This window comes from Rhizobium rosettiformans W3 (assembly GCF_004912135.1).
Taxonomy (GTDB): Bacteria; Pseudomonadota; Alphaproteobacteria; order Rhizobiales; family Rhizobiaceae; genus Allorhizobium; species Allorhizobium rosettiformans.
This window is the reverse complement of the sequence record NZ_STGU01000010.1, coordinates 99,899-117,049: the sequence shown is the minus strand read 5'-3', so window position 1 is coordinate 117,049 and position 17,151 is coordinate 99,899. Positions and strand designations below refer to the sequence as shown.

The window sequence follows — 17,151 nt, the reverse complement described above, 5'->3', positions numbered from 1 at the left end:
CTCGCCCGCCGGCACATGCGGCGGGCTGATGCGCGAATGACGAGTTTCCCGGCCGAGGAGGCCTTTGCGCGATGTGCGCCTTCAAGCGCCCGCGCCAGACGAGGAGCCATATCCGATGAGTGCAGACAGCCGTATCGAAGCCATCACCAAGAGGATCGTCGAGCGATCCAAGCCGACCCGCGAAGCCTATCTCGACCGCACACGCCGTGCGATTTCCAAGGGCGTGCACCGCTCGACCCTGTCCTGCGGCAACCTTGCCCATGGCTTTGCCGTCTGTTCCCCCAGGGACAAAGAAGCGCTGGCCGGTGACGTGGTGCCGAACCTCGGCATCATCACCGCTTATAACGACATGCTCTCTGCGCACCAACCGTTCGAGACCTATCCGGCGCTGATCCGCCAGGCGGCTTCCGAAGCCGGCGGCGTGGCACAGGTTGCGGGCGGCGTCCCGGCCATGTGCGACGGCGTGACCCAGGGCCAGCCGGGGATGGAGCTCTCGCTCTTCTCGCGGGACGCCATCGCCATGGCAGCCGGCATCGGCCTCAGCCACAACATGTTTGATGCGGCCGTCTATCTCGGTGTCTGCGACAAGATCGTGCCGGGCCTGATGATCGCTGCCCTCACCTTCGGTCACCTGCCCTCGGTCTTCATCCCCGCAGGACCGATGACCTCGGGCCTGCCGAACGACGAGAAGTCACGCATCCGCCAGCTCTATGCCGAGGGCAAGGTCGGTCGCGCCGAACTGCTCGAAGCGGAATCCAAATCCTATCACGGCCCCGGCACCTGCACCTTCTACGGCACGGCCAATTCGAACCAGATGCTGATGGAGATCATGGGCTTCCACCTGCCGGGTGCCTCCTTCATCAATCCGGGCACGCCGCTGCGCGACGCCCTGACCAAGGAAGCGGCGAAGCGGGCACTCGCCATCACCGCACTCGGCAACGAGTTCACGCCGGCCGGCGAGATGATCGACGAGCGCTCGATCGTCAACGGCGTTGTCGGCCTGCATGCAACCGGCGGCTCGACCAACCACACGATCCACCTGATCGCCATGGCGCGTGCCGGCGGCATCCAGCTCACCTGGCAGGATATTTCGGAGCTCTCCGACATCGTGCCGCTGCTTGCCCGCGTCTATCCGAACGGGCTTGCGGACGTGAACCACTTCCACGCCGCCGGCGGCATGGGCTTCCTGATCAAGCAGCTCTTGAAGGCCGGCTATCTGCATGACGACGTGCGCACCGTCTATGGCCAGGGTCTCGCCGCCTACACGATCGATCCCAAGCTTGCCGATGACGGCACCGTGCATCGCGAGCCGGCCGCCGAGGTCAGCGCCGATCCGAAGGTTCTGACGACGATCGACAAGCCGTTCCAGGCGAATGGCGGCTTGAAGATGCTGACCGGCAATCTCGGCAAGGCGGTCATCAAGATCTCCGCCGTGAAGCCGGAGCGCCATGTCGTCGAGGCACCGGCCATCGTCTTCAACGACCAGCAGGAACTGCAGGACGCGTTCAAGGCCGGCAAGCTGGAAAAGGACTTCGTTGCCGTCGTCCGGTTCCAGGGTCCTAAGGCGAACGGCATGCCGGAACTGCACCGCCTGACCCCGCCGCTCGGCGTCCTTCAGGATCGTGGCTTCAAGGTGGCGCTCGTCACCGACGGACGCATGTCGGGCGCCTCCGGCAAGGTGCCGGCTGCGATCCATGTGACGCCCGAGGCCGTGGACGGCGGCGCGATCGCCAAGATCAAGGACGGCGACATCGTTCGTCTCGATGCCGTGGCCGGTACGTTGGAAGTGCTCGTCGATGCCGCAGAGTTCCATGCGCGGCCGCTGGCAACCACTGATCTCGATGGCAACGAATTCGGCATGGGACGCGAGCTATTCGCAAGCTTCCGGCGAATTGCCGGACCGGCCGACCAGGGCGCCAGCGTCTTGTTCTGATACGCATTCCTGAACTGAAGGGTCTGAGGCCGCGAGCGATCGCGGCCTTTTTGTCATCCTTGATTTACAAGACTTTTGTCTACGGCATGCGTCGTTTGCTCGCATATTAACACATTCGACACTTCTAATTTTGTATATCTTGATCCAGAAAAACGTTCGGAATCAACAAGATATACACAAAGAACAAAATCGGTCTTGTGGTCCGCTGTTTGTCTACCTTCGACTGTCCTGCAGCCGGGGTTCGTCATCAAAGCTTGGCCAAAGGACCAAAACTATGTTCGGAATGCCCTCCAACACCCGTGCGCAGCTCGAGTCACTGGAAGTAATCACCGCCAACATCATGATCGCGGATGAAAAGCTCAATATCCGCTATATGAACTCCGCCGTGAAGAACCTTCTCAGGGAAGCAGAAAGCGACCTGAAGAAGGAATTGCCGCGCTTCGATTTTGCAAAGCTCATCGGCAGCAATATCGACATCTTCCACAAGAACCCGGGCCACCAGCGCAACATGCTGGCGAGCCTGCAGAACCAGCACAAGGCGACCATCTGGGTCGGCCAACGGGCCTTCGATCTGATCGTGACGCCATTGAAGAGCGGCTCCAAGACCACGGGCTTCGTCGTGGAATGGGCAAACGCCAAAGAGCGGCTGCAGAATCTCGACTTCCAGAACCAGATGGAGGCCATCAGCCGCGTGCAGGCCATCATCGAGTTCACGCCAGAGGGCGAGGTGGTCTCGGCAAACCAGAATTTCCTCGATGCGCTCGGCTACCGGATGGACGAAATCAAGGGCAAACATCACAGCCTCTTCATCGATCCCGACTACGCCAGGACCTCCGACTATCAGGACTTCTGGACGGCGTTGAGAGCCGGCAAGTTTCAGGCGGCCGAATTCACGCGCTACGGTAAAGGCGGCAAGAAGGTCGTCATCAACGCCTCCTACAATCCGATCCTCGATGACCGCGGTCGCGTGACCAAGGTGGTCAAGTTCGCAACCGATGTGACGGAGCGTGTGACGGCCGTGGACACCATCGGCGACGCGCTTGGACGTCTTGCCAAGGGCGATGTCAGCTTCAACATAGATCAGGCCTTCGCTCCGGATTTCGAATCGCTGCGGACCAATCTGAACGAAGCAGTGAGCCAGCTTGCGACGACACTCGGCGCGGTCGCCCAGTCGACGGATCTGATCGACAGCGGCAGCCGTGAGATCAGTTCAAGCGCCGAGGATCTGTCGAAGCGCACCGAACAGCAGGCGGCTTCGCTCGAGGAGACGGCGGCGGCGCTCGACGAAATCACCGTCAACGTCAACAATGCTTCCAAGCGCGCGGAGGAAGCCCGTCATGCGACCCAGGCCGCCGATACGAGCGCCACGCGCTCCGGCCAGATCGTTGCCGAGGCCGTCGGGGCCATGGCGCGCATCGAGCAGTCATCGAACCAGATTTCGAACATCATTGGCGTGATCGACGAGATCGCCTTCCAGACCAACCTTTTGGCGCTGAACGCTGGCGTCGAAGCCGCCCGTGCGGGTGAGGCGGGCAAGGGCTTTGCGGTTGTCGCCCAGGAAGTGCGCGAGCTCGCCCAGCGCTCGGCGCAGGCGGCCAAGGAGATCAAGGAACTGATCCGCAATTCGTCGGAAGAGGTGAAGAACGGTGTGAAGCTGGTCAGTGAGACCGGCGAGGCGCTGAAGACGATCCAGGACAATATTGTGGCGGTCAACGACCACATGCAGGCGATTGCGAGCTCGGCCCGCGAACAGGCGACCGGCCTTTCGGAGGTCAACTCGGCCGTCAACCAGATGGACCAGGTGACCCAGCAGAACGCGGCGATGGTGGAGGAATCCAATGCGGCAAGTGCGACGCTTGCCACGGAAACCCAGCGCCTGCGCCAGTTCATCTCGCGCTTCACGCTCGGCCTGCACTATGCCGGCAAGCAGAGCGCTGCGCCGACAAGCCACGCAGCCCCACGAGTCGCAGCACCCGCAACGCCGACCAGCGCCCCGCGAAAAGCACCGTCCCGCCCTGCCCCAGTGCATGGCAATGCGGCTCTGAAGCAGGACGAGTGGCAGGAATTCTGAAGCCAGACGGTCGCGCCCATTCCGGTGGGCGCGACAGATCTTCAGGGCCTCGGCATCTTGGCAAAGCCCTTGCCCAGGATCGGCCCCGTCGGTTTGCCGGTCGGTGAACCGCCGAGGGGCTCGACGGTAATCTCGTAGAGCTGCTCCTCCATCGGGCCCGGAAGGTCAGGACCTTCGACGGTTGCCGTGCGCCAGCCGTCGAGGACACCGAGAGATACCGGGCCGGTATCCTGAGACGGCAGGGTCCAGAGCTGCAGCGACCGATCAGCGTCGACGGACACATCGGTGAGCGGGATGACCTTGGCGGTGTCGTTGCCGAAGTCCTCGATCATGACCACAGGCTCGCCTTCGGCATTCATCAGCACGGCAATGACCTGCGGTTCCGCACGCCCTAAGACAGTATAGGTCAGAGCAGCAAGCAGCAGCACGGAGGCTGCGGCAGCGGACATGCCGACGCCACGCCACCAGGCAAGGCGATTGTCGTTGACGGCGGCGCGCGGCGCTGGCCGCACGGCTGAAGCTTGCTGTGGCCCAAGCTTCTCCTCGATCCGCGACCAGAGATCGGCGGAGACAGTTGCCGCTGGCCCTGCGAGATCCAGTTCCAGAAAGCGGTCGCGCGCCTCGCCGACCAAGCGAGCCAGCTCGCCGTTCGCTTCCATCTCCGTTTCGACTGCACGGCGCTCGTCCTCGTCCATCAGACCAAGAACATAGGCATCGGCGCGTTCTGCTTCGGTTTGCCAGGTGCTCATGCCATGCACTCCCTCAGGGCTACCAGGGAGCGGCGGATCCAGGCCTTCGCCGTGCCGAGCGGCAGCTTCAGGCGACCGGCGATTTCGCCATGACTGTAGCCGGAGACATAGGCCATCATCACCGTCCTGCGGCGCAGGCCATCGAGCCGCCCAAGGCAGGCACGCAACCGGCTTGCGGTGTCCAGCTGGTCGAAGAGATCGTGATAGAGCGCATCCGCGCCTTCATCCTGCAGACGGTCGAGACTGTCGGTCTCGGTCAGATCCTCCCGACCACCGTCGCGCAGCGCGTTGAGCGAGCGAGAACGGACTATGGCGTAGATCCATCCGCGTGCGGAGCCACGGCTCGGATCGTATTGCCAGGCCTTGTTCCAGATCTGCAGGAAGGCGTCCTGGACGATCTCCTCTGCCAGATCATGACGCCGAAGGATGCGTTGAGCGACCGTCACCATGCGGGCGGCCTCGCTTTCGTAGATCACGGCCAGGCCCTTGCGATCGCCTGCGGCACAGGCTTTCAGTGCCGCACCGAGCTTGTCTTGCTCATTCCCCATCCAGCTTCCTTCCAAGAACCTGGGCGGAAAGTAGCTCACTCGCCTGATTTGGCAACCGCCGCCGGAAGCGCTCGTCGAAGAACCGCCGCTCGTCATCGTCACGTCCATCACTTTCTCCTTCATTTCGGAGACACGCGGGGACCGTTTCCGGATGCAGACGAGAAAAATTTTGGGCGGCTGCATCCAAACGCCTAAGCCCATGTGTCGTGAGATCAGGAGGCACCAGACCGGTGTCGCCACCATTCAAACGGGAGAGTTCTCATGACCAGCATCCGTATCCTCAGCCTTGCAGCAGCCACCGCCCTTACGGCCTTCGGAGCGCAGGCCGCCCAGGTCGTCGGTCTCGCAGGCGACAAGACGCTCGTAATGTTCGACACTGAAAAGCCTGAAGTCTCGAAGTCGATGGATGTGACCGGCGTCGATCGCCTCGTCGGCATTGATTACCGTCCGGCCAACCAGACCATTGTCGGCGTGACTGCTGACAACGTCATCGTCACCATCGATCCGGAAACGGGCGCGCCCACAGAGCTTGCCAAGATGGACAAGCCGCTGACGATCGGCGATGCGCCTGTGGTCGTGAACTTCAACCCGGCCGCCGACCGTCTGCGCTATATGACCGGCACCACCAACCACCGCGTTCATCCCGACACGGGCGCCGTGACCGTCGACGGCAGCCTCGTCTTCGAGGACGGCGACATGCACAAGGGCGAAACGCCGAACACCGTTGCAGCCGCTTACACGAATTCGATGGGCAAGCCGGAAAAGACCGCGATGTACAACATCGACGCGACGATCGGCGCGCTGATCCAGCAGACCAAGCCGAACGACGGCACGCTGAAGGCGATCGGCAAGCTCGGCATCGAAGGCAACCCGCAGTCCTATGCCTTCGACATCGAAGCCGGCGCTGACGGCAAGAACACCGCATGGCTCGTCGCCGACAGCACGCTCTACACGGTCAACCTGGAAACCGGTGCGGCAACCAAGGCCGGCGACATCACCGGCGCACCCGCCACGATCAAGTCGATCACCGTGATCCCGGCGATGTAAGCCAAATTGCCCTCTCCCTCCTATCGGGGGAGAGGGCAGTGCGCCCCGTCAGGCGCGGATGAAGGCGAGGACGTCAGCGTTGAACTTGTCCGCTTCGGTTTGTGCCAGACCATGCGATCCGCCGGCATAAACCTTCAGGACTGATCCCTTCACCAAACGGGCCGCCTTTTCCGCCGTGGCCGCGATCGGGACGATCTGGTCGTCATCGCCATGGATGATCAGTGTTGGCTTGTCGATCGCCTCCAGGTCCGCGGTGTAGTCGACTTCCGAGAATTCCCGGATGCAATCAAACTGACCCTTGATGCCACCAGCGAGCCCCTGAAGGCGGAAGCTCTCGCGAAAGCCCGGGTTCTCGGGAATGCCGTCGCGATTGAAGCCATAGAAGGGGATGGTCAGGTCATAGAAGAATTGGGACCGATTTCCGGCCGTACCAGCACGTATGTCATCGAAAACGGACATTGGGACGCCCTCCGGGTTGGCCGGTGTCTGGAGCATCAAGGGCGGAACGGCGCCGACAAGCACGACCTTGGCGACCCGGGCAGTGCCGTGGCGGCCGATGTAGTGGGCAACTTCCCCACCGCCCGTGGAATGGCCGATCATGATCAGGTTCTTAAGATCGAGATGCTCGATCAGCTCTGACAGGTCATCAGCATAGCGATCCATGTTGTTTCCGTCCCATGGCTGGTCGGAGCGACCATGGCCGCGGCGATCATGGGCGATGACGCGGAAGCACTGCTGACCGAAATATAGCATCTGGGCATCCCAGGCGTCGGAGGACAAAGGCCAACCGTGGGAGAAGAGGATCGGCTGCCCTTCGGCATTTCCCCAATCCTTGTAGAAAAGCGCAGTACCGTCTGTCGTCTTGAAGATGCTCATGATCGTCTCTCCATCTGCCGCATGCGTGGGTGCCGCGGCCGCTATCCGGTGAATTATAGATTGCGCACAATTAAATTGCGCACAATCTTTATTGCCGGATCCTCAGCTGAAATCAATTGCGCACAATCTATTTTCGCATCACGTTTCCGTGAGTGTTGGAATCCTGATAAAAAAACCCCCGCATCGCGCGGGGGTTTAATCCAGGAGAGTCCGTGGGTGCCTCAGAGCATCGCCATGTATTTGGGCAGATCCCGCATGCTGGGCACGACGATGAGCGTGTGCACATGTCCGCGTTTGTAGGCGTTGAGGAACTTGTTGTAGTCCTCGAACACCACACAGCCCGAGCTGTCGCCGCGGCGGCGGAGCAGATAGGTGTGGGTCAGGAAGCCATCACGGTTGTACATCTTGGCATCGCCGACCGGGTTCATGCGGATGGCTTCAACGCCGTGGAAACGGGCTTCACGCATGCGCAGCTTGTAGACGTTGGGCGGCGTCGGCCCCTTGTTCTTCACATGGACGAATTTCGGATCGTCACGCATATGGCCACGGCCGGAATGCGCGCGCAGCTTCTCGCCGTTCGGCATGTGCACGACCGCATCCTCGATGACATAGACCGCGATCCGGCTACCGGGACCCGGCAACGCGTTCTTGCGGTTGAAGATGCCGCCTGCCCCGTCATCCGTGGTGATCGGATTGTCCGGCTTGGCATAGGCCAGCATGTTGAACAGCGTCTTCTTCTTCGGCTGTTCCGGCTTCGCCGCAACAGCGGGTGTCTCGGGCGCCGGCACGCGCTCGACGCGCGGCTTGGCCTGAGGCTTCGCGCCCGGCACCGGACCATCCTCCGGCAGCGCACCGTGATCTTCGGCCTCCGGCTCGGAAAGCAGTTCCTGGAACGGCTCTTCCCGTGGGTCAGCCAGTGCCATTGTCTCGGATGCCGAGGGTGTCGAGGCATAGCCCAGGGCAACGGTTTCGGCAGCAGATGCGTCACGTGCGATCGAAGCTGTCACCACCGGATCGACATCGTTGATCCCGCTGCGGCGCTCATGGGCGGCTGTCGCAAGGGCTGCCTGCTGGCGCCCCGCTTCCGCCTGGGCGAGCGCTTCGCGCAAGACGGCGATGTCCTGTGCGCCGATGACGCTTTCCACACGGGCAAGCAGCAGGCGGTCGGACTTGTCGACCTCGGCAAGCTGCATGGCGGCCGGAAGCATCAGAAGGCCGAGATGATCCGTCGCCACGATGGCTTCGGCGAAGCGATTGCGCATTTCATGCAGGGCGGCGAAATCGGCCGAGGGCTCCTGCGCAGCACGCGGGGCAATCGGTTTCGCCAGGGCAAGATCCGGCTTCGGCAGGCTGTGGCCAGCGATCGCCGGGGCTTCAATCGTCGAGGAGGACAGGCCCTTGAAGACCGCGAGGCTTGCAGTGCCCCAGAAGAGGCAGGCCAGCCCGATGCCCAGAACGGTCGGAAGGCTGGAGCCGCGCTTCTTTGCACGCGACTTCATCGTTTGAACGGCGACGCCATTGCCGCCGGTGACCTTTCGGGTCGAGGACGCCATGTTACTGAACTCGCTTACCAAGAACTCTGGGAGCCGGCCGCCTAGCAGCAGAAGCCGGCTTTACTAGGACAGGGTTGTGGCAATGCCGTCCTGTCGACTGCCCTAAAGAATGAAGAAGTTTGGTAACCAAGAAGTTTACGCCCGGCGATTTATGTCACATTCCGGGCGTGGAGCGCTAAATAGTTTCAGACGTGACGGGTTAATCCGCCATCGACCTTCAGGTTCTGGCCGGTGATATAGGCCGCGCCATCCGATGCGAGGAAGGCGATGGTCGCTGCGATTTCGTCACTCGTTCCGTAGCGCTGCATCGGCACCATCTCACGCCGCTCCTCGGTCGCCGGCAGGCTGTCGATCCAGCCGGGCAGGACATTGTTCATCCGGATATTGTGGCTCGCATAGGTGTCGGCGAAGATCTTGGTGAAGGACGCAAGACCGGCGCGGAAGACGGCCGATGTCGGAAACATGGAGGATGGCTCGAAGGCCCAGGCGGTCGAGATATTGATGATGGCGCCAGATTTCTGCTTCTCCATGATCGGCGTGACGAGGCGGGTCGGGCGGATGACATTGAGCAAGTAGACATCCAGGCCCTTTGCCCACTGCTCGTCGGTGATCTCCAGGATCGGTGCGCGCGGCCCGTGGCCTGCACTGTTGACCAGCACGTCGATGCGACCGTAACGCTCCATGGTGCCGTCAACGAGGCGAGCCAGATCATCGGTTGACTGGTTGGAGCCGGTGATGCCGAAACCGCCGAGCTCGGCTGCCAGGGCTTCGCCCTTTCCGGACGACGACAAGATGGCGACCTTGAAACCGTCGGCGGCAAGACGGCGCCCTGCAGCGGCTCCCATGCCACTTCCCCCTGCCGTGATGATGGCAACCTTTTCACCGGACATCGATGCTCTCCCTTTTTCAGTTGCACGGAAGATCAAAGGTCCGGCCGGCGATGTCCAGTCAGAAAAGCTGAAAGCCGGTGCAACGTGTGCTGCACCGGCTTTCGTGAAGGGGACGGATCGTCCGGCTTACCAGCTGCGGACGTCGAGCACGCGGTCCTTGTGCGCCGGATGGGTCGAGAAGACGAAGATGCGGTCGAGCTCCTTCTGCGTCAGCAGACGGAGGAAGCGGATCTCGGCGGTGTTGTTGGCAAAGGTCTTCATCAGAACCGCGCCGACCTTGTTGATCCGGGCATCCGGGATGTCGAGATAGAACTGCTTCGGAAGGTTGACCTGGGTGATCAGGCCGATCACCGCGCCGCTCAGCGAGATGCGCAAGACGTCGCAACGGCGAGCCGCCATGTGCGTCATGCCGTTTTCCGTATATTCGAGGCGCCCGGCATTCATGGTATCCTCCATGCGGTACCGGTTCTCCCGGTCGTACATGAAGGATTCCTCCTTCTTAAGGAAATGAGATCCGCCACTTGCCGTTCTCATCGTTTCTGCCCTCGTCTTTTGTCTGTTGTTATGGACAAAAGGCTAGCAGTGACAGCTTAACAGTCGGTGTTGGCGAAAAGGCCATTCCTCGCTACGAAAAAGCCCCGTTATCGGTAAGGATAACAGGGCCTTAAACGCATCGATCAAGTCGGCTTCAGCGGCGGTAGGTCTGGCCTGCGGCATCAAAGAGATGCAGCTTGGTCTTGTCTGCGGAGAAACGCAGGGTCTGGCCTTTCTTCACGTCCACGATGCCCGGCAGCTTGACGACGACAGGTTCGTCCTCGACGGGTCCGTTGACGTAAAGCAGCGTGACTTCGCCGAGTGCCTCGACGATTTCAACGTTGCCCTCGAAGAGGAAATCCTCGCCCGTGGCGATCGCGAGATCCTCCGGCCGGACACCGAAGCTCGCCGACTTGCCCTGCTCCGAGGCTTCGGTCGTCACATCGATCGTGACTTCAGAGCCGTCCTTCAGCTTGATCCGGGTTTCCTGGTCTGTGCCGATAACCGAGACCGGCATGATGTTCATGGCCGGAGAGCCGATGAAGCGTGCGACGAAGAGGTTGGCCGGGCGCTCGTAGAGTTCCAGCGGCGGGCCGACCTGTTCGATCTTGCCGGCCGAGAGAACCACGATGCGGTCGGCCAGGGTCATTGCCTCGACCTGGTCGTGCGTGACGTAGATCATCGTGGTGTCGGCCATCTGCTCGTTGAGCTTGGCGATCTCGATGCGGGTTGCGACGCGCAGCGCCGCGTCCAGGTTGGACAGCGGCTCGTCGAAGAGGAAGACCTTGGGATTGCGGCAGATGGCGCGGCCGATCGCGACACGCTGGCGCTGGCCACCCGACAGTGCCTTGGGCAGACGGTCGAGATAGGGACCGAGCTGCAGGATGTTCGCCGCAGAGCGGACGCGGCGGTCGATCTCTTCCTTGCTTTCGCCGGCAATGCGCATGCCGAAGGCCATGTTGTCGTAGACCGTCATATGCGGGTAGAGCGCGTAGGACTGGAAGACCATGGCGATGCCGCGCTTGGAGGGAGGCACGTCGTTGACGAGTTGACCGTCGATGTAGAGTTCGCCGCCGGTTATGTCCTCAAGGCCCGCGATCATGCGCAGCAACGTGGACTTGCCGCAGCCCGACGGGCCGACGAAGACCACGAACTCGCCTTCCTTGATCTCCAGATCGATACCGTGCAGGACCTTGACCTGCCCGTATGCCTTGCGGATGTCCTTGAGAACCAGACCCGTCATGCTATCCTCCCCTGTCAGGCGTGACGCGCGAAATAGGCGCCCCAAGCCGGCAATTCTACCTTGTTATCGTTGACGTTACTGACAAACCCATGGCCTTCCAGCTCGACCCAGTTGCCCGCCGGCATGGCGAGCGAGGCCTGATCCGCGCCCATATTGAAGATGCAGAGCAGCTTCTCGTTGCCAAACGCACGGGTATAGACCAGCTGATCTTCCCCTGCGTCGTGGAAGGTGATGTCCCCCTTGGCGAAGGCCGGATACTGGCGGCGGAAGGCAAGGAAGCGACGATAGTGCTCTAGCACCGATTCTGGCTTGCCCACCTGGGTGTTGACCGAGCGCAGCACATGTTCGACCGGGATCGGCAGCCAAGTCTTCTGGGCCGTCGAGAAGCCGGCCTGCATGGCATGATCATCCCAGACCATGGGCGTGCGGCAACCGTCGCGTCCCTTGAACTCCGGCCAGAACTGGATGCCATAGGGATCCTGCAGGTCTTCAAACGCAATGTCGGCTTCGGTCAGGCCGAGCTCTTCACCCTGATAGATGCAGACCGAGCCGCGCTGGGTCAGCAGCAGAGCCGAGAGCATCTTGGCATAGGCTTCGCGGTCGAGGACGTTGGCGCCCCAGCGGCTGACATGACGAACGACGTCGTGGTTGGAGAAGGCCCAGCAGGCCCAGCCCTCGGGGGCTGCTGCGGCGAAGGCGTTCTGCGTATTGCGCACGATTTCCGGCGTCAGGGGCTCCGGCGCCAGGAATTCGAAGGCGTAGCACATCTGCATCTTGTCGTTGCCGGAGGTGTATTCGCCGACGATCTCGAGGCCGCGCTGGCTGTCGCCGACTTCGCCGACGGCGGCGATTGCCGGATACTCATCCAGCAGCGCGCGGAAGCGCTTGAGGAAGGCGATGTTTTCCGGGCGGTTCTTGTCGTAGATGTGTTCCTGGAAATTGTAGGGGTTCACGGCCGGTGCCGTGGAAGCGTTGCGGCGCTCCGGGGCAAGAGCCGGGTTGTCCCTCAGTTCCTTGTCGTGGAAATAGAAGTTGATCGTGTCGAGACGGAAGCCGTCGACACCGCGATCCAGCCAGAAGCGGGTGGCTGCGAGCAGCGCATCCTGCACTTCCGGATTGTGCAGGTTCATATCCGGCTGCGAGGTCAGGAAGTTGTGCAGGTAATACTGCATGCGGGTCGGATCCCACTGCCAAGCCGAGCCGCCGAAGATCGACAGCCAGTTGTTCGGCGGCGAGCCATCGGGCTTCGGATCGGACCAGACATACCAGTCGGCCTTCGGGTTGACGCGGCTCGACCGGCTCTCGACAAACCAGGGATGCTGGTCGGACGAGTGGGACATCACGAGGTCAATCATCACGCGGATGCCCAGACGATGGGCTTCCGCGATCAGGCCGTCGAAATCGGTGAGCGAACCGAACATCGGGTCGACGTCGACATAGTTCGACACATCATAGCCGAAGTCCTTCATCGGCGAGGTGAAGAAGGGCGAGATCCAGATCGCGTCTGCGCCAAGATCGGCGATGTGCGACAGACGGGCGGTGATGCCCTTCAGGTCGCCGATGCCGTCGCCGTTCGAGTCCTGATAGGAGCGCGGGTAGATCTGATAGATCACCGCGCCACGCCACCAGTCCTTGTCGGGCGTCATGACGGGATTTGCATCTGCACTCATTTACATATTCCTGTTGGCTTGGTCTTTAAGATCTCGCGTCAGCCACCCTTGACCGAACCGGCAAGGAGGCCACGCACGAGATAACGTTGCATGAAGAAGAAGACGAGAAGCGGGACCGCGATCGAGACGAAGGCGGCCGTTGCGAGGATTTCCCAGTTGCCGCCGCGCGTGCCGAGCAGTTCCACGATCTGGTTGGTCATGACCGTCGTGTCCCCCGTGGCGTCGATCAGGAAGACCTTGGCGACGAGCAGGTCGTTCCAGGTCCAGAGGAACTGGAAGATGGCGAAGGATGCCAGCGCCGGGAAGGACAGCGGCAGGATGATGCGCGTGAAGATCTGGAAGTCCGTTGCACCGTCCACCTTGGCGCATTCGATGATGTCGCGCGGAAGCCCGACCATGTAATTGCGCAAGAGGTAGATCGCGAGCGGCAGGCCGAAGCCCGTATGGGCAAGCCAGACACCGAGGTAACCCTTGCCGATGCCGATCGACAGATGCAGGCGCAGAAGCGGGATCAGCGCGAGCTGCAGCGGCACGACCAGAAGCGCAACCACCGCGGCGATCAGCAGGGCACGCCCGGGGAACTCCATCCAGGCCAACGCATAAGCCGCAAAGGCTGCAATGACGATCGGGATGACAGTCGCCGGAATGGTAACGGTCAGGGTGTTGAAGAAGGCCTTGGCCATCGAATCCGTGGTCGAAGATGAGAAGAGCACGGTCTCGTAGTTGTCGAGCGTGAACTCGGGCGGCAGTTCGGCCGTGACGAAGATGCGCTCGCCACGGCTCCCGGTCATTTCGGTGTCGCTTTCGAGGCGATAATCGCCATTTGCCTGCAGCGTCACACGCCCGTCGTCGCCCATGTCGGCGGTCGCGCCGGGTTCGTATTCACTGATGGCACGGGAGGACGTGCCCCAGGCGGAAATTTCCGCATCGGCGGAGGCGCCGCCTTCGGCCAGCACATTGCCTTCGATGACCCAGAGATTGCCTTCCTGGCGCTGCGTCGACGGATCCGCCGTGCGCAGCACGAGGTTCTGCTCCTGCGCAAAGAGCGAGCTCCACCAGCCGCTGGTCGCGATCTGGTCCGCGGTGCGGAAGGAGGAGATGAAGAGGCCGGTCGTCGGCAGCAGCCACAGGACGACCAGTGCGGCTACCGAAAGATGGACTGCCCAGACGAGGCCGGATTTCTTGCCTGCGATTTTTGCCATGGTCCCGCCTCCCCTCAGCGCATTTCTTTACGAGCGTTGTAGACGTTCCAGACCAGGATCGGCAGAACGAGCAGCATGATGACCATGGCGCTTGCAGAGCCGACACCCCAGTCATTGGCGCGGAACAGCTTGTCGAACATGTAGTTGGCGAGAACCTGGGTTTCCCACTGGCCATTCGTCATCGCAAAGACGATGTCGAAGACCTTGAGCACGACGAGGGTGATCGTGGTCCAGACCACGACGACAGTGCCCATAATCTGCGGGATCTTGATCTTGAAGAAGATCTCGAAATCGTTGGCGCCGTCGATGACGGCAGCCTCGATCGTTTCTTCCGGAATACCGCGAATGGCGGCCGACAGGATGACCATGGCAAAGCCGGTCTGGATCCAGATCAACACGACCATCAGGAAGAAGTTGTTCCAGAAGGGGATGGTCAGCCAGGTCTGCGGCTCGCCATAGGGATAGGCGAAGGTCATGACGGTGTAGATCGAGACCAGCGCGCGGAAGCACAGCCAGGCGCCGGCGAGCGTGAGGACGACGCGCACGACCACGCCGAGCTTCGAGCTGCCGCCGTGATAGCCGATGCCGCCGGCAAGCGGGCGCAGCAGCTGGTAGATGCCATAGGCAACGAAGGCAATGAAGGCGAGAAGCAAGAGTGCCGGCAGGATGCGCAGCACCAGTACCGTTCCCGCGCCGCCATCGAAGGACAGCCAGATCGCGTTCAAGATACCGATCTGCTCTTCACCGGCCGGTCGGGTGTCATAAACGAGCTTGAAGATGACCGAGGCGCCGACGAAGGAGATCGCCATGGGCATGAAGATCAGCGATTTCGCGATGCTACCCCAGGAGATGCGGTCGGTGAGCTGCGCGGCGAGAAGACCGAAGGCGGTCGAAACCGCAGGGACCACGATCAGCCAAAGCAGGTTGTTGCGGATCGCTTCCCAGAATTTCGATTCACCGGCCATGCGCTGGTAATTCGAGAGACCGACGAAAGCGCCACCGGCGCTCCGATCGGTGACCGAGAGCCAGAGCGTGGCGATGACGGGATAGACCAGATAGAGGCCAAGGGCCACGATCGCAGGAAACAGGAAGAGCCACGGACGGACCATGTTGGCGCGATTGATGTTGCGCCCGGCATGTTCCCCTTTGGCAGGAAACAGCACCCTGTCGATGAACATGTTCGACAGATAAAAATACCCGACGCATCCACCGACACCGATGATGATCGTGATCAGAGCCTGCAACGCTGGATTCATGATGGTCTCCCCCTCCGCATGCCTTCTGATTTTTTTGTGCGAACGCCCGGACCATCAGGCCCGGACGTTCGTGAGGCAGCTCTGCTCTATGGCAGCTTACTTGATGCCGTCCCAGGACGCCTGGATCGACTTTGCAACATCTTCAGCCGACTTGCCACCGACAAAGTCAACCATGCCGGTCCAGAAGCTGCCAGCGCCGACAGCGCCCGGCATGAGGTCGGAACCGTCAAAGCGGAAGGTGGTGGCCTGCAGCAGGATGTCGTTCATCTTGCGAACCGTCGGGTCCGTGAAGACTTCCGGGTTCACGCCCTTGTGCGGGGTGAGGAAGCCCTTCTGGGCCATCCAGACTTCGTGAGCGATCGGCGACTTCAGGAACTCGATGAAGGCGCGAGCGGCCTTGCTGTCCTTGGTGATGGTGAAGGTCGTGCCAGCGCCGAGGACCGGGCTGCCGAGATTCTTCTCCGCATAGGCCGGGAAGTAGAAGAAGTCTGCGTCTTCACCGACGACCGTGCCTTCGGGGAAGAAGGACGGGATGAAGGATGCCTGGCGGTGCAGGTAGCACTGCGGCGGCGACGCGAAGAGGCCCTTCGGGCTGTCGCGGAAGTCGGTCGAGGCAACGGCACCGGCGCCGCCGACGACGAACTTGTCGTTCTTGGCGAACCAGCCGAACTCGTTGATGGCGTTGACGACAACCGGATCGTCGAACTTCATCTCGTTGGAAACCCACTTGTCGTAGTCTTCCGGCGATGCCGTGCGCAGCATCATGTCTTCAACCCAGTCGGTGGCCGGCCAGCCGGTGGCAGCACCCGAACCGAGACCGATGCACCACGGCGTACCGCCGTCAGCTACGATCTTCTCGGTCAGAGCCTTGAGCTCTTCCATGGTCTGCGGCACTTCGTAACCGGCATCCTCGAAGTTCTCCGGCGAGTACCAGACGAGCGACTTCAGGTCGGTCTTGAAGGGGAAGCCGTAGAAGGCCTTGTTGCCGTCCTTGCCGGCATAGGTGCCGAGATCGACCCAGGACTGGCCAGCAGCGTAGTTGTCCTTCAGCCAGCTTGCGTTTTCAGCACCGAGATCGGTGAGGAAGCCGCGCTTTGCCATGTCGGATGCGAGACCCGGCTGCGGGAAGATCGAAATATTCGGGGCAGAGCCGGCTTCGAGGTCGACAACGACCTGCTGTTCGAAGCTGTCGGAACCGGTGTAGCGAACGTCAGCGCCGGTAGCGGCTGCGAAGTAAGCCAGAACGCTTTCGACAAGCACCTGGTCCGGGCCGAGCCAGGGGCCGAAAATGGTGAGCTGCTCGCCATTGAGCTGGGTCTTCTTCAGCTCTTCGTAGCTTGCCCAGTTGAACTTGCTGTCTTCACCCGGAGCGAACTTCAATTCCTGTGCGGTGACCGAGCCAGCCACGAGCGCGGCTGCCGCCACGGTCATCAAAAACATCTTCTTCATGTGATTTACCTCCCATCACATCGGACGGCCAATCGTCCTTGTTCAGCGCATAATCCTCAAAGCGCTTTGGCCCCTATTTCATCCCATTGGGTTCCATCGCGAGTCAAGCGCTTTTCTGGTTCCGCCACAT

Annotated in this window: 14 protein-coding genes; 3 read left to right on the top strand and 11 right to left on the bottom strand. The window is 61.5% G+C overall.

All coding sequences use genetic code 11. The features are described from left to right. Positions 1–115 precede the first annotated feature (115 nt). A complete protein-coding gene (gene edd, locus FAA86_RS17540) occupies positions 116–1,933 on the top strand; it encodes a phosphogluconate dehydratase (protein ID WP_136542438.1) in 1,818 nt (605 codons plus the stop codon). 274 nt (positions 1,934–2,207) lie between these two features. Further along, complete coding sequence (locus tag FAA86_RS17535) at positions 2,208–4,004, top strand: methyl-accepting chemotaxis protein (protein WP_136542437.1); 1,797 nt, start codon at positions 2,208–2,210, stop codon at positions 4,002–4,004. Positions 4,005–4,045: 41 nt separating this feature from the next. Here FAA86_RS17535 and FAA86_RS17530 read toward each other — a convergent pair whose 3' ends face one another. Both FAA86_RS17530 and FAA86_RS17525 read right to left on the bottom strand, forming a co-directional pair. Further along, positions 4,046–4,753 carry an anti-sigma factor gene (locus tag FAA86_RS17530; RefSeq protein WP_136542436.1) on the bottom strand — a complete coding sequence of 236 codons (708 nt, stop codon included), beginning with the start codon at positions 4,751–4,753 and terminating at the stop codon, positions 4,046–4,048. Next, positions 4,750–5,301 carry a sigma-70 family RNA polymerase sigma factor gene (locus FAA86_RS17525; protein ID WP_136542435.1) on the bottom strand — a complete coding sequence of 184 codons (552 nt, stop codon included), beginning with the start codon at positions 5,299–5,301 and terminating at the stop codon, positions 4,750–4,752. The genes FAA86_RS17530 and FAA86_RS17525 overlap by 4 nt, the downstream gene beginning before the upstream one ends. Positions 5,302–5,562: 261 nt before the next feature. Between FAA86_RS17525 and FAA86_RS17520 the strand changes: the two genes are divergently transcribed. Then, on the top strand, positions 5,563–6,348 hold the full coding sequence (locus FAA86_RS17520) for a DUF4394 domain-containing protein (RefSeq protein WP_136542434.1): 786 nt from the start codon (positions 5,563–5,565) through the stop codon (positions 6,346–6,348). Positions 6,349–6,396: 48 nt separating this feature from the next. Here the strand turns inward: FAA86_RS17520 and FAA86_RS17515 are convergent, their stop codons facing one another. From FAA86_RS17515 to FAA86_RS17475, 9 genes are all read right to left on the bottom strand, one after another. Then, positions 6,397–7,224, bottom strand: coding sequence for an alpha/beta fold hydrolase (locus FAA86_RS17515; RefSeq protein ID WP_136542433.1), 828 nt, complete (start codon positions 7,222–7,224; stop codon positions 6,397–6,399). A gap of 221 nt (positions 7,225–7,445) precedes the next feature. Further along, complete coding sequence (locus tag FAA86_RS17510) at positions 7,446–8,777, bottom strand: DUF2778 domain-containing protein (RefSeq protein WP_136542432.1); 1,332 nt, start codon at positions 8,775–8,777, stop codon at positions 7,446–7,448. A 185-nt stretch (positions 8,778–8,962) separates the two neighbouring features. Continuing rightward, complete coding sequence (locus FAA86_RS17505) at positions 8,963–9,667, bottom strand: SDR family oxidoreductase (protein ID WP_136542431.1); 705 nt, start codon at positions 9,665–9,667, stop codon at positions 8,963–8,965. Between the two features lie 126 nt (positions 9,668–9,793). After that, a complete protein-coding gene (locus tag FAA86_RS17500; RefSeq protein ID WP_113459857.1) occupies positions 9,794–10,201 on the bottom strand; it encodes a hypothetical protein in 408 nt (135 codons plus the stop codon). Between the two features lie 154 nt (positions 10,202–10,355). Next, entirely contained in the window at positions 10,356–11,444 is a 1,089-nt protein-coding gene (locus FAA86_RS17495; RefSeq protein ID WP_136542430.1) for an ABC transporter ATP-binding protein, read from the bottom strand. Between the two features lie 14 nt (positions 11,445–11,458). Continuing rightward, a complete protein-coding gene (bglA, locus tag FAA86_RS17490; protein ID WP_136542429.1) occupies positions 11,459–13,114 on the bottom strand; it encodes a beta-galactosidase BglA in 1,656 nt (551 codons plus the stop codon). 38 nt (positions 13,115–13,152) lie between these two features. Further along, positions 13,153–14,316 carry a carbohydrate ABC transporter permease gene (locus FAA86_RS17485; protein WP_113459860.1) on the bottom strand — a complete coding sequence of 388 codons (1,164 nt, stop codon included), beginning with the start codon at positions 14,314–14,316 and terminating at the stop codon, positions 13,153–13,155. Between the two features lie 14 nt (positions 14,317–14,330). Beyond that, positions 14,331–15,572, bottom strand: coding sequence for a carbohydrate ABC transporter permease (locus FAA86_RS17480; RefSeq protein ID WP_136542428.1), 1,242 nt, complete (start codon positions 15,570–15,572; stop codon positions 14,331–14,333). A 96-nt stretch (positions 15,573–15,668) separates the two neighbouring features. Further along, on the bottom strand, positions 15,669–17,021 hold the full coding sequence (locus FAA86_RS17475; protein WP_113459862.1) for an ABC transporter substrate-binding protein: 1,353 nt from the start codon (positions 17,019–17,021) through the stop codon (positions 15,669–15,671). Between the last annotated feature and the right edge of the window lie 130 nt (positions 17,022–17,151).